28 protein-coding genes are annotated in these 21924 nt (G+C 64.2%); 8 read left to right on the top strand and 20 right to left on the bottom strand.

Annotation, left to right across the window (positions count from 1 at the left end):
• Positions 1 to 64: 64 nt before the first annotated feature.
• The 3 genes from RTQ46_RS21340 to flgB are packed head-to-tail and all read right to left on the bottom strand — an operon-like array spanning position 65 to position 1506.
• The gene (locus tag RTQ46_RS21340) at positions 65 to 718 is read right to left on the bottom strand and encodes a flagellar hook capping FlgD N-terminal domain-containing protein (protein ID WP_312439598.1); all 654 of its coding nucleotides are present in this window, start codon (positions 716 to 718) and stop codon (positions 65 to 67) included.
• Between the two features lie 3 nt (positions 719 to 721).
• Positions 722 to 1138: a flagellar basal body rod protein FlgC gene (gene flgC / locus RTQ46_RS21335; RefSeq protein ID WP_312439597.1), complete on the bottom strand. Its 417-nt coding sequence runs from the start codon at positions 1136 to 1138 to the stop codon at positions 722 to 724.
• A gap of 2 nt (positions 1139 to 1140) precedes the next feature.
• Entirely contained in the window at positions 1141 to 1506 is a 366-nt protein-coding gene (gene flgB / locus RTQ46_RS21330; RefSeq protein WP_312439596.1) for a flagellar basal body rod protein FlgB, read from the bottom strand.
• Between the two features lie 263 nt (positions 1507 to 1769).
• Between flgB and flgA the strand changes: the two genes are divergently transcribed.
• Entirely contained in the window at positions 1770 to 2417 is a 648-nt protein-coding gene (gene flgA / locus RTQ46_RS21325) for a flagellar basal body P-ring formation chaperone FlgA (protein ID WP_312439595.1), read from the top strand.
• On the opposite strand, the gene RTQ46_RS21320 is transcribed toward flgA, so the two are convergent.
• The 17 genes from RTQ46_RS21320 to RTQ46_RS21240 all read right to left on the bottom strand — a co-directional run bounded on the left by RTQ46_RS21320 (position 2418) and on the right by RTQ46_RS21240 (position 16604).
• Positions 2418 to 3122, bottom strand: coding sequence for a glucosaminidase domain-containing protein (locus RTQ46_RS21320; protein WP_312439594.1), 705 nt, complete (start codon positions 3120 to 3122; stop codon positions 2418 to 2420). It abuts the gene before it with no gap.
• 73 nt (positions 3123 to 3195) lie between these two features.
• Positions 3196 to 3636, bottom strand: a complete 441-nt coding sequence (locus tag RTQ46_RS21315) for a flagellar protein FlgN (RefSeq protein ID WP_312439593.1) — start codon at positions 3634 to 3636, stop codon at positions 3196 to 3198.
• Positions 3633 to 3923, bottom strand: a complete 291-nt coding sequence (gene flgM, locus RTQ46_RS21310) for a flagellar biosynthesis anti-sigma factor FlgM (protein WP_312439592.1) — start codon at positions 3921 to 3923, stop codon at positions 3633 to 3635. Before flgM ends, RTQ46_RS21315 begins: the two co-directional genes overlap by 4 nt.
• Before the next feature lie 16 nt (positions 3924 to 3939).
• On the bottom strand, positions 3940 to 4959 hold the full coding sequence (locus RTQ46_RS21305) for a flagellar motor protein MotB (RefSeq protein ID WP_312439591.1): 1020 nt from the start codon (positions 4957 to 4959) through the stop codon (positions 3940 to 3942).
• A complete protein-coding gene (motA, locus tag RTQ46_RS21300) occupies positions 4943 to 5857 on the bottom strand; it encodes a flagellar motor stator protein MotA (RefSeq protein WP_312439590.1) in 915 nt (304 codons plus the stop codon). The genes RTQ46_RS21305 and motA overlap by 17 nt, the downstream gene beginning before the upstream one ends.
• A gap of 56 nt (positions 5858 to 5913) precedes the next feature.
• Complete coding sequence (locus RTQ46_RS21295; protein WP_312439589.1) at positions 5914 to 6654, bottom strand: FliA/WhiG family RNA polymerase sigma factor; 741 nt, start codon at positions 6652 to 6654, stop codon at positions 5914 to 5916.
• Positions 6655 to 6693: 39 nt separating this feature from the next.
• Complete coding sequence (locus RTQ46_RS21290) at positions 6694 to 7170, bottom strand: flagellar basal body-associated FliL family protein (RefSeq protein WP_312439588.1); 477 nt, start codon at positions 7168 to 7170, stop codon at positions 6694 to 6696.
• Positions 7170 to 8747 carry a flagellar hook-length control protein FliK gene (locus tag RTQ46_RS21285; RefSeq protein WP_312439587.1) on the bottom strand — a complete coding sequence of 526 codons (1578 nt, stop codon included), beginning with the start codon at positions 8745 to 8747 and terminating at the stop codon, positions 7170 to 7172. The genes RTQ46_RS21290 and RTQ46_RS21285 overlap by 1 nt, the downstream gene beginning before the upstream one ends.
• Entirely contained in the window at positions 8744 to 9061 is a 318-nt protein-coding gene (locus tag RTQ46_RS21280; protein WP_312439586.1) for a hypothetical protein, read from the bottom strand. Before RTQ46_RS21280 ends, RTQ46_RS21285 begins: the two co-directional genes overlap by 4 nt.
• Positions 9054 to 9443 (bottom strand): flagellar export chaperone FliS, encoded by a 390-nt coding sequence (fliS, locus tag RTQ46_RS21275; RefSeq protein WP_312439585.1) that lies wholly within the window; start codon positions 9441 to 9443, stop codon positions 9054 to 9056. Before fliS ends, RTQ46_RS21280 begins: the two co-directional genes overlap by 8 nt.
• Before the next feature lie 58 nt (positions 9444 to 9501).
• Complete coding sequence (gene fliD / locus RTQ46_RS21270; protein WP_312439584.1) at positions 9502 to 10914, bottom strand: flagellar filament capping protein FliD; 1413 nt, start codon at positions 10912 to 10914, stop codon at positions 9502 to 9504.
• Positions 10915 to 11000: 86 nt separating this feature from the next.
• On the bottom strand, positions 11001 to 11438 hold the full coding sequence (locus RTQ46_RS21265; protein ID WP_312439583.1) for a flagellar export protein FliJ: 438 nt from the start codon (positions 11436 to 11438) through the stop codon (positions 11001 to 11003).
• 7 nt (positions 11439 to 11445) lie between these two features.
• Positions 11446 to 12756 (bottom strand): flagellar protein export ATPase FliI, encoded by a 1311-nt coding sequence (fliI, locus tag RTQ46_RS21260; protein ID WP_312439582.1) that lies wholly within the window; start codon positions 12754 to 12756, stop codon positions 11446 to 11448.
• Positions 12753 to 13442, bottom strand: a complete 690-nt coding sequence (gene fliH, locus RTQ46_RS21255) for a flagellar assembly protein FliH (RefSeq protein WP_065306498.1) — start codon at positions 13440 to 13442, stop codon at positions 12753 to 12755. Before fliH ends, fliI begins: the two co-directional genes overlap by 4 nt.
• The gene (locus RTQ46_RS21250) at positions 13439 to 14479 is read right to left on the bottom strand and encodes a flagellar motor switch protein FliG (RefSeq protein ID WP_312439581.1); all 1041 of its coding nucleotides are present in this window, start codon (positions 14477 to 14479) and stop codon (positions 13439 to 13441) included. Before RTQ46_RS21250 ends, fliH begins: the two co-directional genes overlap by 4 nt.
• Positions 14457 to 16196 (bottom strand): flagellar basal-body MS-ring/collar protein FliF, encoded by a 1740-nt coding sequence (gene fliF, locus RTQ46_RS21245; protein WP_312439580.1) that lies wholly within the window; start codon positions 16194 to 16196, stop codon positions 14457 to 14459. The genes RTQ46_RS21250 and fliF overlap by 23 nt, the downstream gene beginning before the upstream one ends.
• A 69-nt stretch (positions 16197 to 16265) precedes the next feature.
• Positions 16266 to 16604 carry a flagellar hook-basal body complex protein FliE gene (locus tag RTQ46_RS21240; protein WP_312439579.1) on the bottom strand — a complete coding sequence of 113 codons (339 nt, stop codon included), beginning with the start codon at positions 16602 to 16604 and terminating at the stop codon, positions 16266 to 16268.
• 606 nt (positions 16605 to 17210) lie between these two features.
• On the opposite strand from RTQ46_RS21240, the gene RTQ46_RS21235 reads away from it, so the two are divergent.
• The 7 genes from RTQ46_RS21235 to RTQ46_RS21205 form a co-directional block, all read left to right on the top strand.
• On the top strand, positions 17211 to 18056 hold the full coding sequence (locus RTQ46_RS21235; protein ID WP_312439578.1) for a FliM/FliN family flagellar motor switch protein: 846 nt from the start codon (positions 17211 to 17213) through the stop codon (positions 18054 to 18056).
• 1 nt (position 18057) lies between these two features.
• Entirely contained in the window at positions 18058 to 18423 is a 366-nt protein-coding gene (locus tag RTQ46_RS21230; protein ID WP_312439577.1) for a FliM/FliN family flagellar motor switch protein, read from the top strand.
• Positions 18420 to 19190 (top strand): flagellar type III secretion system pore protein FliP, encoded by a 771-nt coding sequence (fliP, locus tag RTQ46_RS21225; RefSeq protein ID WP_312439576.1) that lies wholly within the window; start codon positions 18420 to 18422, stop codon positions 19188 to 19190. Before RTQ46_RS21230 ends, fliP begins: the two co-directional genes overlap by 4 nt.
• Positions 19191 to 19463, top strand: a complete 273-nt coding sequence (locus tag RTQ46_RS21220) for a flagellar biosynthetic protein FliQ (protein WP_312439575.1) — start codon at positions 19191 to 19193, stop codon at positions 19461 to 19463.
• Between the two features lie 19 nt (positions 19464 to 19482).
• The gene (locus tag RTQ46_RS21215; protein ID WP_312439574.1) at positions 19483 to 20280 is read left to right on the top strand and encodes a flagellar biosynthetic protein FliR; all 798 of its coding nucleotides are present in this window, start codon (positions 19483 to 19485) and stop codon (positions 20278 to 20280) included.
• Entirely contained in the window at positions 20273 to 21412 is a 1140-nt protein-coding gene (locus RTQ46_RS21210) for a flagellar type III secretion system protein FlhB (RefSeq protein ID WP_312439573.1), read from the top strand. Before RTQ46_RS21215 ends, RTQ46_RS21210 begins: the two co-directional genes overlap by 8 nt.
• A partial coding sequence (locus RTQ46_RS21205) for an FHIPEP family type III secretion protein (protein ID WP_312439572.1) occupies positions 21409 to 21924 on the top strand: 516 nt, incomplete at its 3' end. The genes RTQ46_RS21210 and RTQ46_RS21205, both read left to right, overlap by 4 nt.

Genomic DNA, 21924 nt, shown 5'->3' with positions numbered 1-21924 from the left:
GTGAACTTCCTTTAGTGAAGGACAGGGTGATTGGTGTGAAAAGCCGGGGAGCGCTACAGGCGGATCAGGACGTTTTTCCGTTGAAACCGGTGATCGCGCCGGGGCTGACTTCACCCAGGTTGGCGACATTGAGGATCATGCTGCCGGCGGCCGACAGGCGAACACTGCTCAGTTTGCCTGCGATATCGACCGTCGGTTTTTCGTCATTGCTGGTGGTCACCGCCATCGTGTAGGTGCCGGCCGGCAGGCCCAGCTTTTCCGGATCGATGGTGAACGGCACGCTGCCGGCCGCCTTGGCGCCCAGTTCGATCGTGTATTGCTTGTCGTACGCATCCTTCAGCGTCAGCGTGGTCTTGCTGCTGTTGGCGGCCAGGGTGATGTTGCCGCTGACCTTGACGCCGTCGAGCTGCACCGTGCTGCTGTTGACCAGCACTTCGGAGCCCACCTGTGCACCCAGCGCCAGCACTTGCATGCTTTGCAGCACGCTGGCATTGGCGCTGGTCAGCGTCGACAGGTTCTGCATCGCTTCGGTCTGCGCCTGCTGCGTCAGCTGATTGACGAACTGGCTCGGGTCGGTCGGCGCCAGCGGATCCTGGTTGCGGATCTGCGCCACCAGCAGCTTGGTGAACATGTCCTGCGTGGCATTGTTCTGCGAGGCGACGGCATTGCTGGTGCTGCTGCCGGTGCCGGTACTGCCGGTAAAAAGGGTGGTTTCCATGGCTTACACTTCACCTAATTTGAGGAGCGATTGCTGCATCGACTTGATGCGGCCCAAAACTTCAACATTTGTTTCAAACGCGCGCGAGGCCGACATCATGTCGGTCATCTCGGCCACCTGGTTGACGTTCGGGTAGAACACCATGCCGTCGGCATCGGCCATCGGATGGCCCGGCTCGTACACCTTGCGCAGCGGCTCGTCGCTCTGCACCACGTCGAGCACCTGCACCCGGCCGCCGGCGCCCGAGGCGCCGCTGCCATCCATCACGGCAGCAAACACGGGTTTGCGCGCGCGGTAGGTCTCGGCTTCGGAACCTGCGGCCGAGTCCGCATTGGCCAGGTTGCTGGCGATGGTATTGAGGCGCACGGTCTGCGCCGCCATGGCCGAACCGGCGATCTTGGAAATATCCTGGAAGCTCATGCTTATCCTTGTCCGGAAATGGCCTTGGCCAGTCCCTTGAGTTTCATGTTGACGAAACTGAGGCTGGTCTGGAAGTCGCTGGCGTTCTGCGAAAAGGCGGCCTGCTCGACGCCGATTTCCACCGTGTTGCCATCGCGGCTGGGCTGATACGGCACGCGGTACAGCGAGCTGGCGTCGTCATCGGTCGACAGCATGCCCGCCTCGCTGTCCTGCAACTGCTGCAGCGCGCTGCCGAAGTCCATGTCCATGGCCTGGAAGCCTGGCGTGTTTTCATTGGCGATGTTGGCGGCCAGCACGCGTGTGCGGTCGGCGCGCAGCGCCAGGGCATCGGCATGCACGCCCAGTGCGTCCTTGAAATTAATCCCCATGGTCATCCTTTGTGTTGAATTCGTTCGTGCTGGTGCGGTTCGGGCTGGAAATGTGAGTGCAGGCGTAAAATGCCTGCCTGGTCATGTTGACGCATGGTAAGGTCATGCTGCTTCAATGTGTTTGATCAGGATCGCAAATAAGGTTAGCAATGATTTACTCAGACAACTATGTCGTGGCTTACAACAAGGCACGACCTTTTCGCGCGCTGCTCCCCAGCCTGTTTTTACTGACCAGCCTCTATAGTAGTGCAGGACGCGCTGAATTGCCAGCCGACAATATATTTTTGCAGGTGGAACAACTGGCCCAGGAGCAGCTGGCACGGCAGGCTGCCTCTGCGGGACTGCTGGAACCGCTGTTCCAGGTCGCTGTTGTAAAAACCACGCGTGTGATGCCGCCGTGCCCGGCGCGGGTGCTGCTCGAAGCGGTCGACAGCCGTTCGCCGCAGCGCATGCGCTTTGTCGCCAGCTGTCCCGGCGCGGGCGGCTGGCGCCACGAAATGCTGGCGCGCGCCACTGTCACGGCCAGGGTGGCGGTCACCACGGCGCCCGTTACGGCGAATACGCCGATCGAGGCCGGCGAAGTGGAACTGGCGCGGCGCGACGTGACGATGATCGCCGACAGCATCGCTTCCTTGCCGGCCGTGGTGGGCCTGTCGAGCCGGCGCAGCCTGCGCGCCGGCGAAGTGCTGCGCCAGGGCCAGCTGGCTTCGCCGGTGCTGGTCAAGCGGGGCGCGCCCGTGAATATTGTGGCGCGCAAGGAACAGGTGCAGGTCAGCATGGATGGCGTGGCGATGGATGCCGGCGCGCAAGGGGAGGTGATCCGCGTGCGCAATGCCGGCAGCGGCACGATCATCCGCGCCAGGGTGGTGGAGGCGGGCGTGGTCGAGCCGGCCGAGCTGGCCGGCCGCTGATCAGTCCGCGGCCGCGGCGGCGCTGCGCTGCAGGCGCGCCGCCAGCTGGCTCAGCTTGGCCGCGTAGTTCGGGTCGGTAGCATAGCCGCCGCGCGCCAGGCCTTGTGCAAAGGCCTGCGCGTCGCTGCCCGTGTTGAGGGCGGCGCGGTAGCGCGGATTGTCGATCAGCACTTGCGCGTAGTCGCGGAAGGCGCTGGCCTGGTCCGGGTAGCTGCGGAACCGTTCCGTCTTTTTCAGCGCCGCGCCGCTGTCGCCCGCATATTCGGTGGTCAGCGCATGGGCCACTTCGCCCTGCCATTTGCCGCCGGCCTTGATGCCGAACAGATTGTTGGTGTCGGTCGTGCCTTGGCGCAGCGGACGCTTGCCCCAGCCCGATTCCAGTGCCGCATGGGCGGCGACGATTTCCGGCGCCACGCCCAGGCGCGCGCCGGTTTCCTCGGTCCACGGTTTGATCGAGGCTAAAAACTGCTGCTGCACTTCGCCCACTCCAGCCGCTTCGCCACCCTGGCTGACGGCGCCCAGCACATTCACGGGCGCGGTGCTGGCGGCTTGACTGGCCGACCAGGCGCGGGCCTCGGGACTGAGCGTGGTGGCGTTGCTGCCGCCCCGGCCACCCTGTTCGATAAACGCCGCCACTTCGCCCTGCACCTGCTGGAACACGCTGCTGAAAGCGGCGGTGGATGCCGTGCCACTGGTTGCGCGCATATTGCTTTGCACCGCTGCCGTCGGGGCAGTAGCTGTCGTCGCCGCCATGGCGCGGGCATTGCTGGCAAAAAAATCAGCCTGGCGCATAAATATGTTCCTCGCCGTGCAGCACGCGCTGCATGGTCGTAAATTGTTCTGTCAATAATTGGCTGTTGCGCGTGTTCAGGCGCTTGCATTCGAGCACCATCTGTTCCAGCGTGTCCCAGCTGGCGCTCGCCGTGGCGCGGGCGTCAGGCTGCAGCAGCGCGAACAGTTGGCTCATGTCCGCCTTCGGCCCGAGCAGGGCGGTGACCAGGCTGACGCGCTGGCGGCGCCGTCCGTCAAGCAGCTCGACGGCGGCGACAATCTGTCCGGCCAGCACGCTCAATTGCCCGGTCTGGTGGCGCAGGGCCGCCTGGAACTGCTCTTCCAATAATGCCAGCAGCGCGTCATAGCCCTGGCGGTCGTCGGCGATGCCTTGCAGTACCCGTTGCACGGCTTCCTGGCGCGTGATGCCCTTGCGTGGCGCGGTCATGCGTCGTTGCCGTGAAAGCGCTGGATCAGGCCAGCAATTTTTGACGGATCGAACGGCAGTTCGCCCCTGGCCAGCGCGTCGCGCAGGAACGCCACCCGCTCGTGGTCGATATCGGGCATGGCGCGCAGCGCGGCGATGGCCGGCTGCAGCACGGCCGACTGCAGTTCGGCGCCGGCCGACGAGCCGCCGGCGGCCGCCGCCGCGCCGGCGTTTTCCGCGATCGCTTCGGTCGGCGCGACGGCGCTGCTGCGCACGCTGGCGCCGGTATTGCCGGAGGAGATTTTCATGCGTTGCCCCTTGCCTTTAATTTGCATTGTCGGCTCGTTCTTTCTTCGCTGGCAGGCCCAGCTTGTCACGTAAACGTTGCAGTGTAGCTGAATCCGGCTCGCCCACCTCGATTTCCTGGCCGTGCGGCGCCGGACCCTGTTTCTGTCCCGTCATGCCGAACATGGCGGAGATGCTGTCGGCCTGGCCACGCGTCAATATTAACAGTTCAATGCGGCGGTTGATGCCGGCGCTGGCGTTCTTGACATCGAGCGGCGCGCGGTCAGCCATGCCGACTACCTGCAGCACGCTTTCCGGATTCATGCTGCCGGCGAGCAATTGCGCGCGCGCCGACATGGCGCGGTTGGCCGACAGGGTCCAGTTCGAATAGCCTTCATAGCCGGTGTTGGCGTATTGCAGCGAGTCGGTGTGGCCGACGATCAGCATCTGGTTTTCCATCTGCGCAAACACCGGGCCCATCTCGCGCAGCAGCTTGCGGAAGCGGTCGGTCGGCACGGCGCTGCCGCGCACGAACATGCCTTGCTTGTCAGTATCGTGCAACATCACGCGCAAGCCATACGGCGTGACCACCGATTCCAGGTTGCTCTTCAGGCCCGCTTCATCGCTGAGCTTGTCAAGCGCGCGCGACAGCATCATCAGGTCGTCCGGCGTCTGGTAGCTGACTTTCGGCTGTTCCTTGGCCTGCGCCGCGCCGGCCTTGCCTTCGTGCTCGTGCTTGCCTTCCGTGCGCGTGTCGCCCATGCCGTTGCGCGGCATCGGAAAGCGGTCGATCAGGCTGCCGCGCGGGCCGCCTTTCTGTTCCGGCATCACGCCCTGGCCTTCGCCTTGGCGGCTGCCGGCCAGCGCATCCATCATGATTTCCTTCATCGCCTGCTGCTCGCGGGCGGCCATCAGCCACAGCACCAGGAACAGCGACAGCAAGGCCAGGCAAAAGTCGGCAAACGCTACTTTCCAGGCGCCGCCATGGCCATCGTCATCGTGCTTTTTTGCGGCGCGCTTGATGATGGCCTGTTCATGTTTCTCATGCGGCTTTAGCACGGCGGCCTCCCCGGCCTTGGCCTTGCTCTGCTTCTTCGCCGCCGCTTTCCAGCGCCGTGATCCAGCTCTCCAGCTGGGCGAAACTCGGCTTGATGTTCAGCTGCACCAGGCGCCGGCCCGCATCGATTGCCAGCAGCGGCGGTTTGCCGGCCACGTGCGTGACCAGCACCACTTTCACGCATTCCATGGTCGAGCCTTCTTCGCCGACCAGCTGCTTCATCATGTTGCACATCGGATCGAGCACGCCGTAGCAGAAGAAAATGCCGATAAAGGTACCGACCATGGCGGCGCCCACCTTTTCCGAGATTTCAGCCGCGTCGGCGCCGTCGGCAACCGAATTCATGGCCATCACGATGCCGAGCACGGCGGCCAGAATGCCGAAGCCCGGCATCGCTTCGGCAATCTTGTGCAAGGATTTGGAAGGCTGCAGCAGTTCGTCGTGGATGGCCTCGAGTTCCTGCTCCAGCACGCCTTCGAGTTCATGCGCGTTGATCTTGCCCATCGCCATCAGACGGAAGTTGTCGACAATAAAGGCCAGCAGTTTCGGCTCTTCCAGCACCAGCGGATAGCGCTGAAACAGGGCGCTTTCGCGCGGCGCCTCGACGTGGGCGTCGAGCGCTTTCAGGCCGCCCGCGGCCGTTTGCAGCAGTTCGTACATCAGCAGCAGCAACTGGCGCTGGAATTCCGAACCCGCCTTCTTGTGGGTGACGATCTTGCGCATCTGGTGCAGCATTTCGCCCAGCACATGCTTGGGGTTGCCCAGCACCAGGGCGCCAACGGCGGCGCCGATAATGATGATCAACTCGACCGGCTGCCAGATCGCGTGAGCGGTGCCGCCCATCAGGGCGAAGCCTCCGAATACACATCCCATCACGATTAAGATACCGATAATTACCATGTCAACTGCCTTTCTGCGTCATTTTTACTGCATCGATGTAGGTGTCGCCAGCTTCATTAGTCCTGCAGCATGGCCTTCATTTTTCCCAGCGCCATCTTGTTGAGCTGGCAGACGCGGGCGTCGCTCAGGTCCAGCACGGCGGCGATTTCCTTGTAGCTCAGTTCAAATTCGTAATACATCTGCACCACCCGCTGTTCGCGCTCGTCGAGCGCGCGCAGCGCCTGCTCCAGGCTGCGCCGCACCATCAGCTGCTCCTCGGGGCTGGGCGCGCTGTCGGCCTGGCCCAGGCTGTCGTGCAGGATGTCGTCGAAGCTGGCGATCAGCTCGGCGTTTTCCGCCAGCTGGTACTCCTGGTACGCTTCCGGCGTCAGCTTCAGGGCCGCCATGATTTCCGCTTCCAGCGGCTCGCGTCCCAGGCGCCGGGTCAGCGCGCGCACGCTGTCGCGCAGGCGGTGGCTTTCCTGGCGTACCGCGCGCGGCCGCCAGTCCTGGCGCCGCAATTCATCGAGTATTGCGCCGCGGATGCGCAGGCTGGCATAGCTGCCGAAGGACTGGTCCGGCACGCCATAGCGGCGCAGTGCTTCGAGCAGCCCCATCAGGCCGATCTGCTCCATGTCGTCGCGGTCGATGGCGCCCGATACCTGCGAATTGAGCTGGCGCACGATGCGCTTGACCAGCGGCGCATAGGCAACCAGGTGGCGCTGCTCGTCGGCCACGCTGAGCACGGCCGCGGCCGCGCCGGCGGCGGCATATTCGCCGGCGCCGTAAGCTTCCTGGTACTGCTCTGCATAGGCCACGGTGTCTCCCATCAGTCGAACTGGCCAGCTGGCATCGGCTTATTCAATGATCAGCTTGCCGACCATGACTTCGGTGAACGGCTTTTCCATCTGTTCGCGCTCGTAGCTGAGGTTGAACGCCTTGTTGATCTGCTCGGCGTACTGCTCCACCGTCATGCTCTGCGCCTTGTCCACCGCAAAGCCGGACAGGGTGCTGACGGCGATCGAGCGCATCAGCGGCAGGTGATCCTTGGTCAGCTTTTCCTTTTCCTCGGTGGTGGCGATCACCAGGTCGGCCGACAGGTAATGGGTATCGGTGTCGCCGGGCGCATGGCGCAGCATCACGATCACCTTGTCGAGCGTGAGGAACTTGCGCGCCTTCTTGCCGGTCGCCGGCGCTGGAGGAGGCTTGCTGTCGGCCACGTCGGCATGGCCGGCTACCGGCCTGGCCAGGTACCACATGGCGCCGCCGGCCGCACCGGCAGCCAGCACGGCCACCAGCACGAAGCCGCCGATCAGTTTTACTTTGGTATTCATCAGTTGTATTCCCGCTCATGCATGGCGAAGGTGGAGCCGTATGGCGTGCCGGCCGTGGTGCCGTCGGACAGGGCGCGCCCCGGTTCGGCGTCATCCTGCTGGCGTCCCGGTTGGCGCTGGCCGCGCGCGTCGCCTTCGGCAAACGCCTGGGCCGCCGGACTGCGCGGCGTGGCGCTGATGGTGACGGCCACGTCCGTGTACTGGCGCTGCGCCAGGTCATTGCGCATGTTCTCGCCGATGCCCTGCAACTGGCGCAGCACGTCCGTGTTCGAGGCGGACAAATTGACCTGCAACATGCCGGCCGTATGGCGGATCGAAATATCGATACGGCCCAGCATGGGCGGATCGAGGCGGATCACCGCGTGTTCGCTGTTGCGCCCGATCTGCGTCTGCAGGCGCTCGCCCAGCGCTTCGCGCAGCGGTTCCTGCCATTGCTGGGCGGTACCGCTGAGCTTGATCGTATCGGCGCCCGGTACCGGCGTGCCGGCCGCCAGGCCCGGACTGGCGGAAGTGACGGCCTGCGCGGTGGCGGCAGGTGCGGCGCTGCGTTCGCTGTCGGTGCCGGCGGCTGGCGGCAGGGCAAACACGGCGGCGCCAGCTGCTGTCTTGGCTGGCAGGCTGATGGCGGCGTCCAGCCCTGGCAGCGGGCGTACCGCGCTTGGCCTGGCCTGCGTGGCGGGGTCGGTCGCAGTTGCGGCCGTGTCCCTGGCCGCAAGCCTGGCCGGCGCGCCTGGCAACACGGCGGCGGCCGGCATGGCTGCCGCGCGTGCGATGGCGGGCGCAGCAGTTGTCATGGCCGCTACCGCCGCGTCCGGCCTGGCTGCTTCCGGTGCCGCCGCGGTCAGGCCCGGCACGCCTGGGGCGGGCACGGGGACGGCCTGGCTGGCGTCGGACGCATGGTGTGCGGCGGCAGGCAGCGGCGTGTCCGATGGTGTTTCCACGGCAGCCGCGGTGCTCTTGGCGCGTACGGCGGGCGCTGCCGGTCCGGTGTCGCCTGCGACTGCCGGCAGCACGCCCGGCGCTGCCGCCGCCAGCGGCTGGCCCAGTTGCGGCGCCGCGACCGGCCGGCCCAGCTGGGGATTGAATGGGATGGCAGCCGGCAGGACCAAGACGTTCATGCCGGGCACAACTGCCTCATCGGCCGGCGCCTGGGCCGCCAGCAGCGGATCGGTGCTGGCCGCAGCCGGTGCGCCCGTCACGGCCGCTGGCGCGGCAGCGCCGGGTACGGCTGCCGGCTCCGGCGCTGCCAGCCATGCCGCAGCCATGGCGGGCAGGGCAGTGGCATCAATGGATGATGCCGGAGCAGCCTCGTCTTCCCCGGCGGGCACGCGGGTGGCCGGCTTGCCTGCCTGGACTGTGGCAACCATGGCGTCGGCAAACACGGAGCGGACCGGGGCTGTGGCAGGTTTGGCGCCAGGCAGCGCAGCCGGCAGGGCTGCCGCAGTGGCGCCAGCGCCAGGGGCGGTGGCCATAGCGGTGGCAGGCACGGGCGCGCGGCCAGCGGCGAGCGGCGCCGAGGTGCCGAACAGATCGGCCGCGCTGAAACCGGCGCCCTTGAAATTGGAGTTGATATTCATGCTTGATTTCCGTCTTGATACATATCGCTTTCCAGCGCGTAGGCGACCCAGCCTTCCTGCATGGAGTGGATCTCGCCCAGTTGCAGGCCGAGCCTGTGCTTTTCATCGGAGCACAGCTGAAACGCGCGCGCGTGCACCGCGCGCAGCGTGCGCAGCGCTGCCTGCTCGTTCGGGTTGACGCCGCCTTGTGCGGACAGCAGCGCGAGCTGGCGCGCCAGGCGGCGGTCCAGCATGTCGAGCGTGGCCCAGTCCTGCTTGCCGGCAGCGGCCTGGATGTCGCGCGCGAACTGCAGCAGCACGGCGCTGTTATCCATGCTTGGCCTGGACGCCCAGCCAGCCCTGCTTGATGGTGGTCAGCAAGGTCGACACTTCATCGATCAGGGCAGGGTCCAGGTTGACGCCGGCCAGGTACAGGCGGCCGGTGCAATATTCATACAGGCGGCCCAGGTTGGCCACGACTTCGCCGCCCTGCTCGAAATCGAGCGAGCTCGACAGGCCATTGATGATTTCCGTGCATTTGTTCAGGCTGACCGCTTTTTGTTCATAGCGTTTGCCCACGATATGTCCGCGTGCGCGCGCCAGTTCTTCCAGCAAGCCGTCGGTGAGCAGCAAGACCAGTTCGACTGGCGTGGCGCGCGAAGTCTGCGCATCCAGGTTGACGGCGTGGTAGTCACTGTAGGCATCGTGGTTCATCATCTTCTTTCACTTTAATAATGCTGGCTCTGGCGGCTGGCAGCACCGCCGTCCCTCAGCGTCAGGTCGATTTGTCGTTGCCGAACAGGGCGTCGAACATATCGGTGGTTTGCGCCATCCGTTCCTGCAGAATCTGCAGTTCGGTAAATTGCGCCTTGTAGCGGTTGTACATGGTGGTGTAGTCGGTTTCGAACTTGGCCTGGCGTTCCGTCAGTGTCTTTTGCAGCTTGGCCACCGACGTTTCGCGCTGCGCCAGCTGGCCGGTGCTGGAGGTCCACAGTTCGACATACTTGTCGAGCTTGCCGGCGATGCCGCTGGGCGCACCACCCGAGTTGTTGCCGATGGCTTTATCCAGGCCGGTCGGATTGGCCTTGACGGCCGCTGCCAGCTTGACGGTGTCGAGCGCCAGGCTGCCGTTGCGCTGCGCCGTGATGCCGAACGTGGCCAGCGCGCCGGTGGCCGTTTCGCGCAGCGTGCGCACCAGCTGGTCGCGCAATACGCGCACGCCGCTGTCTGTTGAAAACGTGCCGGCCGCCTTGCCCGAGGATGGATCGCCGGGATCGGTCAGGCCGTCGAGCACGGTCTTGAGCTTGTTATAGGCGTCGACAAAGCTCTGCGCATTGGTGGCGGTCGCCGAGGTGTCGAGCGCGACGGTCAGCGTGATCGGCGTATCGCCGTCGGCCTGCGCCTTGGTAAAGGTCATCTTCACGCCGTCGATATTGCTGAAGGTATTCGACGACTGCTTGACGCGGTTGCTGGTGTCGCTCGGGTCGGCCGGTTTGCCGCCGATCCAGATAATGGCGTCCTGCGCCGCCACCAGCTGCTTGGGCGCCGCGCCCAGCGCGGTTTTCAGGTCGCCGTCGGCCATCGCGCTGGCGTCGACCGAGATGGCGCCTTCCTCGCCGCTGATCGTCGATGTCAGCACCAGCTGGGCCACGCCGCCGATGGTGATCACGGAAGCGGTCACGCGTGCATTGTTGTTCGGTTCCGCATTGATGGCGGCGGCGATTTCCGTTGCCGACAAGGTCTGATCGGCATCGCTGTTGGCTTTGCTCAGGTCGACCGTAAAATCGGTATTGTTCGCCAGCTTGATCTTCAGGTTGCCATCGCCGCTGGCAGGAATCGCGCTGCCGCCGATGCCGCCCAGCGACACCTGGTTGCTGGTAGCCACTTTTTCCACGAACAGCGAATACGTGCCGGCCGCGGCCGTGGCGGTCGCCGTGGCGCTGCCGACGGCGGTACTGCTGAAGGTCGCACCTTGCACCAGCAGCGGCTTGGTCCCCGTCAGGGCCAGCAGGCTGGAGGTGAAGGAGGTCATGGCCATCTTCAGATTCGTCAGCGCGGCCGAAGTGGCCGTGGCCGCCTTGGTCTGTTCCGTGATGCGGGTCTGCAGGTCTGCCGTGTACTTGTCGGTCAGCGCCTGCGCCGATGCGGTCGGGTCGTAGGTATTCGAAGCGTTGGTGGTAATGGCCATGTCAGACTCCTAAAATTAGCATGCAGGATATACGCAATGACAAGGCGACCAAATATCGGCTGTTGTGAAATTATTTCTGTAAAACATCATTTTACCTGCCCGCGGAACCAGAATTGCGTCGCCAGCTCATCCTGCCGCTTCGCATCCATTCGTTGTTGCTCCGTTGCAACGATCCGCTGCTTTTGTGTCAACACCTGGTCCAGCACTTCGCGCTTGGCCCAGGCCGTATTGAGCGCGCGCTGCGACACCGCCATATTGGCTTCGTGCAGGTGCAGGTCGGTACGGTGCTGCTGCGCCATTTCCATCACCGACTGCTTGAAGTTGCCGCAATTGACGGACAGCGCCAGGTGCAGCGCGCCGCTCGGGCCGCTGTCGGTGTACAGGCTGGTCAGGCGTTCCAGGTTCTTCTGGTAGCGCTCGCGCACGGCCGTCTGCGCCGCCATTTCCGTTTGCAGGCGTTCCACTTCGGTGCTGCGCAGGCCGACCAGAGTGGTCAGGTTGCGGATGGTATGCGAGTTGCTCATCGATTGCTTAAGCCATGATCTGTTCAAGTTGGGTGATGCAGGGGGCCATCGGTGCTTCTTCCTTGGTGCCCTGGCACAGGAAGGCCTCGATCTGCGGATGCAGCTGCACCGCGCGGTCGGTGATCGGATCGGCGCCGGGCACATAGGCGCCCAGCGGGATCAGGTCGCGCACGCGCGCATGGCGCGCCATGGCCGCCTTCAGGCCGCGCGCCGCCAGCATGTGGGCCGGCTGGATCACTTGCGCCATGCAGCGGCTGATCGAGGCGGCCACGTCGATGGCGGGGTAGTGGCCCCGTTCGGCCAGTTCGCGCGTGAGCACGATGTGGCCGTCGAGAATCGCGCGCGCCGTATCGACCACCGGGTCCTGCTGGTCGTCGCCTTCGGCCAGCACGGTGTAGATGGCGCTCATGCTGCCTTCCGGATGGGCGCCGTTGCCGGCGCTTTCCACCAGCTGCGGCAAATTCGAAAATACCGACGGCGGATAGCCGCGCGTGGCCGGCGGCTCGCCCAGCGCCAGCGCCACTTCGCGCAGCGCCATCGCATAGCGCGTGAGCGAGTCGACCAACAGCAGCACGTGCTTGCCCTGGTCGCGGAAATGCGCCGCGATCGAATGGCACAGTTCGGTCGCCATGATGCGCATCAGCGGCGATTCGTCGGCCGGCGCGATCACCAGCACGGCTTTTTTCAGCCCTTCGGCGCCGAGCGATTTTTCGACGAATTCGCGCACCTCGCGGCCGCGCTCGCCGATCAGTCCCACCACCACCACATCGGCCACGGTCTGGCGCGTGATCAGGCCCAGCAGCACACTCTTGCCGACGCCGGAACCGGCCATCAGGCCCACGCGCTGGCCCTTGCCCAGGGTCAGCATGCTGTTGATGGCGCGCACGCCCACGTCGAGCGGCTCGATCACCGGCTGTTTCTTGAGCGGATTGATTTTCGGCGGCGTGACGTCGAGCACATGCTCGCCGCCGAGGCGGCCCAGGTCGTCGATCGGTTCGCCCAGGCCATTGACCATGCGGCCCAGCCACGACGGGCCGATCTGCAGGCTGGCCTTGTCCGGCAGCGGCAGCACGCGCGCGCCGGTGGTCAGGCCGGCGGCCTTCTTGAACGGCATCAGGTAGGAAATTTTTTCGCGAAAGCCGACCACCTGCGCGTCCAGCCATTCGCCGCTGACAGTTTCGATCTGGCAACGCTGTCCCGTATGCAAGCGGCAGCCGGCACTTTCCAGCAGCAGGCCGGAGGCCCCCACCAGGCGCCCGGTCGGCGTTGCGACCGGGATATCGCCGATCTCGAAACTGCGCAGCGTGTCGGCGATCATGCAGGCGCGCCCTGGTCGGCATGTTCGGCGGCCAGCGCCAGGTGGCTGCTGACCTGGTCCATGCAGGCGGCCAGGCGCTGATGGCAGCCCGCATCGACCTCATTGTCGCCCGCCTTGATGCGGCATTCGCCAGCGTCGAGGCGCGCGTCGGCGATCAAGTTCCAGCGCTTGGCGCGCTTCGGATCGAGTTCGCTGATGCGTTTCAATTCTTCCGGATTCAGGTAGACGTCGATTTCCTCGCGCGTCGGCGGCATCGACGCCAGCGTCTCGTCGACCAGCGCCAGCAGCTGCACCGGCTGCAGCGCCAGTTCGGCGCGGATCACCTGGCGCGCCACCTTGGCCACCAGATCGACCACTTCCTTGCGCTGGGCGGCGCGGTAGTCGGCGCGCACTTTTTTCAGGTCGCGCAGAATCGCGTCGACCGGACGCGCCAGCTTGTCGAGCGCCACCAGGGTTTCGTTGCGGCCTTCTTCGCGGCCCTGCACCACGCCATCGTTGCGGCCCGAGTCGTAGCCGTCCTGCTGGCCGCGCACCAGGCCCACTTCATAGCCGTCGCGCTGGCCCTGCTCGAAGCCTTCCGAGACGGACGCCTGCCACTGGCCGTCCGTGTCTTCGGAGCTGGCGCGCTGGCCGGCGGCGATGAACTGCGACAGCGGCGGAAAACGGTAGGTGCGGAACGGCTTCATTCGACCACCGCTTCGGCAAACAGCTGCACTTCGATTTCGCCGGCGTCGGCCAGGCCCTTGACGGTGGCCATGATTTCCTGGCGCGTCTGCTCGATGCGCGACATCGGCACGGGGCCGGAGCGGCGCATCAGGTCTTCGAAGCTCTGCGCCTGGCGGCGCGGCATGGTTTTCAGCACCGCATCGCGGATCGCCGGTTCGGCGCCCTTGAGCGCGATCGCCCACTGTTCCATCGGCACGTCTTCCAGGATGCGCGTGAGCGTGGCGTCGCTCTGCGTGGCCAGGATCAGGAAGTCGTACATGCTCAGTTCGATTTCGGATACCACGTCCGGATCGTGCGCGCGCAGCAGTTCGACCAGCGCGGCGCGGTTGCCCGGCATGCGGTTGAGGATCTCGGCGGCCTGGCGGATGCCTTCCACGCTGGTGCTCTGCGTGTCGAGCGTGCCCAGGCAGCGGCCCACCAGCTCATCGAGCTCGACCAGCAGGTCGCGGTCGATCTCGTCCAGGCGCGCCAGGTTCAGCAGCACCAGGTCGCGCCCTTCGACCGGCAGCGCGTCGAGGATCTGGCCGGCCAGCGCCGGCGGCAGGAACGCCAGGAACACGGCCTGCATCTGCACGTGCTCGTTGACGATGTATTCGGCCAGCCATTTCGGCGAAGCCCACTGCAGGCGCGCCATTTTCGGCCGGATCGCGTCGCCGTAAATATTGTTCAGCACGCTGTTGGCGATATCGCTGCCCAGCGCCATGTCCAGCGAGCGCTTCAGGTAGCTGCGCGAGGCGCCGTGCACGCCGCTCTGCTGGCGGTAGTCGTCAAAGAACGTCTGCATCGCCGTCTTGACGGATTCGACCTTGATGCCGCTCATGCGCGACATCACTTGCGTCACTTCCAGCAATTCTTCGCGCGACAGGCAGCGCAGCACATTGGCCGCCTGTTCCTCGCCGATGCTCAGCAGCACGATGGCGGCCTGTTCCACGGGAGTCAGGCTGGCGCTCTCGTAGTCTTGCTCGTCGGGTAAGTTATTGTTGTTGAGTTCGGCCATTTTTCTGCATCCATTGTTTGACGACTTCGGCGACACGCTCGGGTTCTTTTTCCGCCAGTACTTTCAGGTGGTCGACCATCACGTCGACCGCCGAGCCAGGCGGCGGCAGATTGTAGTTTTCCAGCAACGGCACCACCGGCATGCTGCCGCCCGGGGCGGCCACGGCGGCGCCTTCCAGCGCCGGCAGGCCATTCGCGCCCACGGCCGGCACGACCGCACCGGCGGTGGCAGGGGTGGCAGCGCCACCGGCCGCCACGCCATTGCCGGCCAGCGCCATGGCCAGATCGATGGTTTTCAGTTCCGGTGGCGCCAGGCGCGTGGTCAGCAGGCGCAGCAGCGGACGCAGGATCAGGAAATAACCGAGCACGGCGCCCAGTGCATACAGCAGCCAGCTGCTGAAGTCGACCACCGTATCGCGTTCTTCCCACCATTGCGCCACTGGCTGCCTGGCAGGGAAGGCGAGGGCGGTCAGGCTCAGGGTGTCGCCGCGCTGGGCGTTGATGCCCAACCCGCCGCGCAGCATTTTTTCGATGTTTGCCATCTCGGCCGGCGTCCAGCCCGTCTTGGCGTCCGGCGCGGCGGCGCTGTTGAGCACCACGGCCACGCTGATTTTTTCCAGCCGGCCGCGGCTGCGCTTGATCTGCGTGATGCTGCGGTCGTACGCGTACTGGCGCGTGGTGGCGTTCTTGCGCGCGGTGCCGTCGTCGGCCGGTTTCGGCGCGCCATCCGTGGCGGCCTCGCCATTGGCGCCGGGAATCGCCGCCGCTGGCGGACGGTTCGACAGGCTGCCAGGAATGCCGGCCACGGTGCGGTTGCGTTCCTGCTCTTCGCGCATCGCTTCGCTGGTCACTTTCGGCGCTTCGCCATATTTTTCCAGCGTTTCCTCGACCCGGTCGTTGTCGACCGCGGCCGTCACGCTGAGCTTGAAATTGTCTTCGCCGATAACCGGACCCAACAGGCCCATGATGTTGCGGCGGATCTCGTCCTGGAAGCGTTTGGCGCCTTCATTGCCGGCCGCCGAGGCGTCGAAGCCGTCCGCCAGGTCGACGTGCGAGGACAGCAGGTTGCCGCTCTGGTCGACCAGGCTCACGCGTGTCGGCGCCAGGCTGGCCACGCTGCCGGCCACCATGTTGATCACGGCGGCGATCTGTTCCGGCGCCAGCGTGCGGCCCGGCTTGACGGCGACCACGATCGAGGCCGACGATTTGTCGCCGTCGCTGGCCACGAACGAGGTCGATTTGGCGATCGACAGATGCACGCGCGCCGAGGCGATCGCATCCATGGTCATGATGCTTTGCGCCAGCTCGCCTTCCAGGCCGCGGCGGAAGCGCACGTCCTGCACGAACTGCGACACGCCCAGCGGGTCGTTCTTGTCCATCAGCTCCAGGCCGGCCGGCAACTGCGCCGTCACGCCTTTCGACGCCAGCAGCATGCGCACCTTGCCCAGCATCGCATCGGGCACCAGCACCTGGCCGCTGTCCGGATGCAGGCGGTAGGGGATGTGTTCGGCGTCCAGCGTGGCCATCATGTCGGTGACCGCCACTTTCTCGCGCGCGCCGAACACCGGCTTGTAGTTGGCCTGGTCGCGCCAGAAATACATCATCACCAGGGCGGTGATGCCGATGGCGAGCACAACGATGGGTATCAGGTTCTTCAGCAGGGCCGGTGGAATGGCGGGCTGGGCGCCAGCGCGCCAGCGCGCAAAGGCGGACTTCATGGGGGTAATCACGTGGAATGACTTTCGCTTCGGGACTGGACGTGGAGATAAGCGTGGGGCGAGGACAAATTACAGAGGCAGCTTGATCAGTTCATCGACGGCGCCCATCACCTTGTTTCGCACCTGCATCAACATGGAGAAGGACAGGCTCGCTTCCTGGCTGGCCAGCATGGCGCCGACCAGGTCGTCGCTCTTGCCGCTGTCGACATCGCTCATTTTTTGCGCGGCCAGGTTGTCATTGGCGTTGATCTTGCCAAACGCGTCCTGCATGCTCTGCGCAAACGAAAAGCCGGGGCCTTCCTGCGTGCCGAAGTTGGCGGCCGGGGCAATGCTGCTGCCCAGGGCGCGCGCATCGTTGCTTAATGCAGCCAGGTCGGCCTTGATCAAACCTGCGAGTTCGTTGCTCATCTTGCCCTCTAATGTAAATGCGGTGCGGTATCAATCAGAATTACTGGTGTTGCCATGTCGCCTGGTCCGCATGTCATCCTGCCATTCGGACCCATCAGTTTTATCAGTTGCCACGCCACGCATATGCGAGAACGATTTTCAAGCAAACCCACACTGTCGAATTGCAATATGTCTGCATGGCCATGTCGATAATATGCAACCGATAAAAGTTTCTTGCGGCGGTAATAACAAACAAATCACTGCCATCAAAACTGGAATAAGGGAGGTGGAATGGCGCACTGCAAAGCGATATTTTATGGGCGCAAGCTTACCTCGCGGCAACTATAAAGTAAAGGACGGATTGCCACGGCTAATATTGACACATGGCAATATTCGGTGATTTCCTGTATCGTGCAGCACCATGGAGAACTAAGATAATGAAAAAGGCGCAATCGTTTGCCATTGCCTTGCCACCTGCGCTTGCACGGCACTTCCTGTTTGATGGTTGCGTTGCGCAGGCAGCGACAAAATATCGGCTGTATGCAAGTTCAGGCGATCCCGTATAATCTGCTCTGCCTTCGCAATACCGACATGACCCACATGATAACTACCAAGACAGATCAAACTTTGCGCCATCAAGTCCTCGATTCCTGTCTGCTTGGGCGTCCTGTCCACTTGCTGCACGTGTTCGGCGCCCAGTTGCGCGAGGATCTGGCGACCGGGCTGCGCCTGCCCATGGCCCGCCGCTACTGGGGCAATTTCCAGATCGATGACGTCACGCTGTCGCGCGTGGACAACGAAGACAGCAGCAACCGCTGGCTCGGTTTTGCCTCGCCTGCCGGCCAGGCCGGCTTTTCGCTGCAGCGCCAGATCCTGCTGTCGGTACTGAACTATCGCTACGGCAGCGCCAACGCCAAGGCCGTTCCGGTCGATCCGGCCCAGGTGCGCGTGACGGCCACGGAAGAGCGCCTGGCTGTGGTTCTGGGACAACAACTGATCGCCAGCCTGTTCTCGCGCATCCACAACAACCTGCAGGCCGTCGGCAAATCGAGCAGCATCGATCCGGCCGCCGCGCTGGCGGTGCAGCCGGGCGTGCGTCCGGCGCGCGGCAGCTGGATCGTCACCGTCACGCTCAGCGATGTCGAGGCCGGCATCAATGGGCAGGTCTGGTTTTCGCTCGACAAGGCGCTGATGGCCGACGTGCTGCGCGGCCTGCTGCCCGAACGCGCGCAGGCCAAGAAGGCGCTGCGCAGCGTGCGGCCGCTGGCGTCGCGCTTGCAAGTCACGCTGGAAGGGCGGCTGGTCAGCAAGCAGGTGCAGCTGGGCGCCCTGTTCGACCTGCGCGTGGGCGACGTGATTCCCGTCAGCCTCAGCCGTACCGATGTGATGCTCGACGATTCGCGCCTGTTTACCGCTGCCGTGTCCGAGCACAAGGGCAAGCTCTGCTTAACCTCATTTGAAGATGTTGAATAATATGAATATGACCGATACCAACCAGAGCGACACCTTGCTGGAAGACCTGGGCGACGAGATGATCATCGACCAGGGCGACGTCAGCGATGTCACCAGCACGCGCACGCGGCGCGACATTCCGCAGATGATGCGCAAGATTCCCGTCACCCTGACCCTGGAAGTCGGTTCGGCCCGCATTTCGCTCGAAGAGCTGATGGCGATCGGTCCGGACAGCGTGCTCGAACTCGACATGCTGGCCGGCGAGCCGCTGGTGATCAAGGTCAATGGCACGCCGATCGGCCGCGCCGAAGTGGTGGTGGCCGGTGAAAACTACGGCCTCAAGGTAATCGATCTCGATGGCCTCAATCTCGACCTGATGACAGCATGAAGCTGGCGGTAACCGGCCCCGGCCGCCACCGCGGCTGGCTGGCCGCGGCATGCGCCGCCCCTGTGCTGATGCTGCTGTGCGGCAGCGCCGGCGCACAGGATCTGCTGGCCGGCGTGGTACCGGGCGCCAAGACCGACCTGTCGGTCAAGATGCAGATCCTGGTCATCATGACCCTGCTGGGCCTGCTGCCCGTGATGGTCATGATGATGACCAGCTTTACCCGCTTCGTGATCGTGCTGTCCCTGCTGCGCCAGGCCCTGGGCCTGCAGCAGGGCTTGCCCAACCGTATCGTCACCGGCATCGCCCTGATCCTCACCTTGCTGGTGATGCGGCCGATCGGCGAGCAGGTATGGAAGGAAGCCTTCCTGCCTTATGACCGCGACCAGATCGGCCTGCAGCAGGCGTTGAAGGTGGCCGAAGTGCCGGTCACGCGCTTCATGCTGGCGCAGACCAGCAAGGCGGCGCTGGCGCAGATTGCGCACCTGGCCGGCGAGCCGTCCACCATGCGGCCGCAGGATCACAGCTTTACCGTCAAGCTGGCCGCCTTCGTGCTGTCGGAACTGAAAACCGCGTTCCAGATCGGCTGCATGCTGTTCATTCCGTTCCTGATCATCGACCTGGTGGTGGCGTCGGTGCTGATGGCGATGGGCATGATGATGCTCTCGCCGCTGGTCATCTCGCTGCCGTTCAAGCTGCTGCTGTTCGTGCTGGTCGATGGCTGGACCCTGACCGTCAACACGCTGGTCACCAGCATACAGGCGTATTGAATGTTGACGCCGGAAGTTGCCGTCGACCTGGTCATCGAAGCGCTGCATATCGTCATGCTGCTGGTGGTGATCCTGGTCGTGCCCGGTTTGCTGATGGGGCTGGTCGTGGCGCTGGTGCAGGCCGCCACGCAGATCAATGAGCAGACGCTGAGCTTCCTGCCCAGGCTGCTGGTCACGCTGCTGGCCCTGATCCTGGCCGGGCGCTGGATGTCGGGCTACCTGATGGATTATTGCGTGTCGATTTTTCAGCGCGCCGCCACCCTGGTCGGCTAGCGGAAAGCAGGGTGTAGCCATGGATCAGATCCTCAACCAGGTGCTGCCGTTCCTGCTGGCCGTGTGGTGGCCATTCTGCCGCATCCTGGCCATGCTGAGCGCCTCGCCCGTGATCGGCGACGCTACCGTGCCGGTTACCGTGCGTATCCTGCTGTCGCTGATCCTGGCGATCCTGATGCTGCCGGTGATGCAGGCCTCGGGCGCGTCGCGCGAGCTGTTGACGATCGATCCGTTTTCGCTGTACGCCATCGTCGCCACGCTGGAGCAGGCCGTGATCGGCTTTATCCTCGGGCTGGCGTTTCACTTTGCCATGTCGGTCATGTCGGTGCTCGGTTTCCTGGTATCGAGCCAGGTGGGCTTTTCGATGGCCGTGATGAACGATCCGTTGAACGGCACCTCGTCGGACGTGATTTCGGGTTTGCTGACCATCCTGTGCATGATCGTGTTCTTTGCGATTGACGGCCACCTGGTGCTGACCGGCGTGGTCGGCGCCAGCTTCAAGGCCTGGCCGGTGGGGCAGGGCTACGGCCCGCTGCTGCTGCAGACGGTGGCGTACAACGTGTCGTGGATTTTTGCCGCCGCCATGCTGCTGGCCTTGCCGATCGTGTTTTCGACCATGGTGGTGCAGCTGGGCTTTGGTTTCCTGAACCGCGTGGCGCCGTCGCTGAACCTGTTTTCGCTGGGCTTTTCCATGATTACCGTGTTCGGCCTGCTGATGCTGGTGCAGATCGTGAAATTCATTCCGGAACACTATGTCGCCATGACCAACCGCGTGCTCGACATGATCGCCGAACAGATGCGGGTGGCCCATGGCTGACAATAGCTCGGGCGACAAGACAGAAAAGGCGTCACAGCAGAAGCTGAAGAAATCGCGCCAGGAAGGGCAGGTGGTGCGCTCGCGCGACCTGTCGACCGCGCTCGGCATCCTGATCAGCCTGAAGCTGTTCGTGTATCTGCTGCCCGGCTATCTGGAGTCGTTCCGCGAACTGTTCGCGCTGTCGTTCATGCCGCTCGACAGTACTGGCGCGCTCGACAACGCCATGTCGAGCGCGTTTGCCACCTCGATGGGGCTGTTGATCAAGATGATCGTGCCGCTGTTCTGCGTGCCGTTCTTTGTCGTGCTGGGCTCGCTGATTCCCGGCGGCTGGGTGATCAGCACCAAGAACTGGGCGCCGAAGATGGAACGCCTCAGTCCCGCAAAAAACCTGGGCCGGCTGGTCAGCCCGAAGCATGGTTTCGAGTTCGGCATCTCGATCGCCAAGGCGGTGGTGCTGGGCATGGTGCTGGTGCATGTCAGCCGCTCCAGCCTGTCGCAGTACGTGGACCTGCAGCACCGGCCGCTGCAGCAGGCCATGATCGATGGCTCGGCCCTGATGCTCGACGGCCTGATGGCGCTCGTTTCCGTGTTCATCCTGTTTGCCATCATCGACGTGCCGGCGCAGGCGTTCTTCTTTGCCAAGAATCAGCGCATGAGCAAGCAGGACGTGAAGGAAGAGCACAAGAGCAGCGAAGGGCGGCCCGAAGTGCGCCAGCGCATCCGCCAGCTGCAGCAGCAGCTGGGCCGGCGCAGCGTGCGCAAGACGGTGCCGGACGCCGACGTGGTGATCGTCAACCCGGAACACTATGCGGTGGCGCTCAAGTATGACCAGGACCGCGCCGAAGCGCCGTTCGTGGTCGCCAAGGGGGTCGATGAAATGGCGCTGTATATCCGCCAGGTGGCAAAAGAACACAATATTGAAACGCTGGAGCTGCCGCCGCTGGCGCGCGCCATCTACAACACCAGCCAGGTGCAGCAGCAGATACCCGTGCAGCTGTACCAGGCCGTCTCGCAGGTCTTGAATTACATCCTGCAACTGAAAGCATTCCGGTCCGGGCAGCGCGCTGCCCAGCCCCTGTTACCCACCGAGATGGCCGTGCCATCGAATCTGAGCGAGGTTGTACCGCCATGAATTTCCTGAACCGACTGGTTGCCGAGATGCGCCGCCACAAGTTCGCCACGCCAATGTTCCTGTTGGTGATACTGGCCATGATCATCCTGCCGCTGCCGCCGGTGCTGCTCGATATCCTGTTTACCTTCAATATCGTGCTGGCCCTGATCGTCATCCTGGTCAGCGTCTCGGCCAGGCGGCCGCTCGATTTCTCCGTCTTCCCGACCGTGATCCTGGCCACCACCATGCTGCGGCTGACGCTGAACGTGGCCTCGACACGGGTGGTGCTGCTGCACGGCCATACGGGCGCGGACGCGGCCGGTAAAGTCATCGAGGCCTTCGGTAACGTGGTCATCGGCGGCAATTTCGTGGTCGGTATCGTGGTGTTCGTGATCCTGATGATCATCAACTTCGCGGTGGTGACCAAGGGCGCCGAGCGGATCTCGGAAGTGTCGGCGCGCTTTACGCTGGACGCCTTGCCGGGCAAGCAGATGGCGATCGACGCCGACCTGAACGCCGGCCTGATCAACCAG

This window comes from Janthinobacterium sp. (assembly GCF_031995485.1).
Classification (GTDB): domain Bacteria; phylum Pseudomonadota; class Gammaproteobacteria; order Burkholderiales; family Burkholderiaceae_D; genus Janthinobacterium.
The sequence above is the reverse complement of the archived record's forward strand: the minus strand, read 5'-3'. Positions and strand labels throughout refer to the sequence as shown.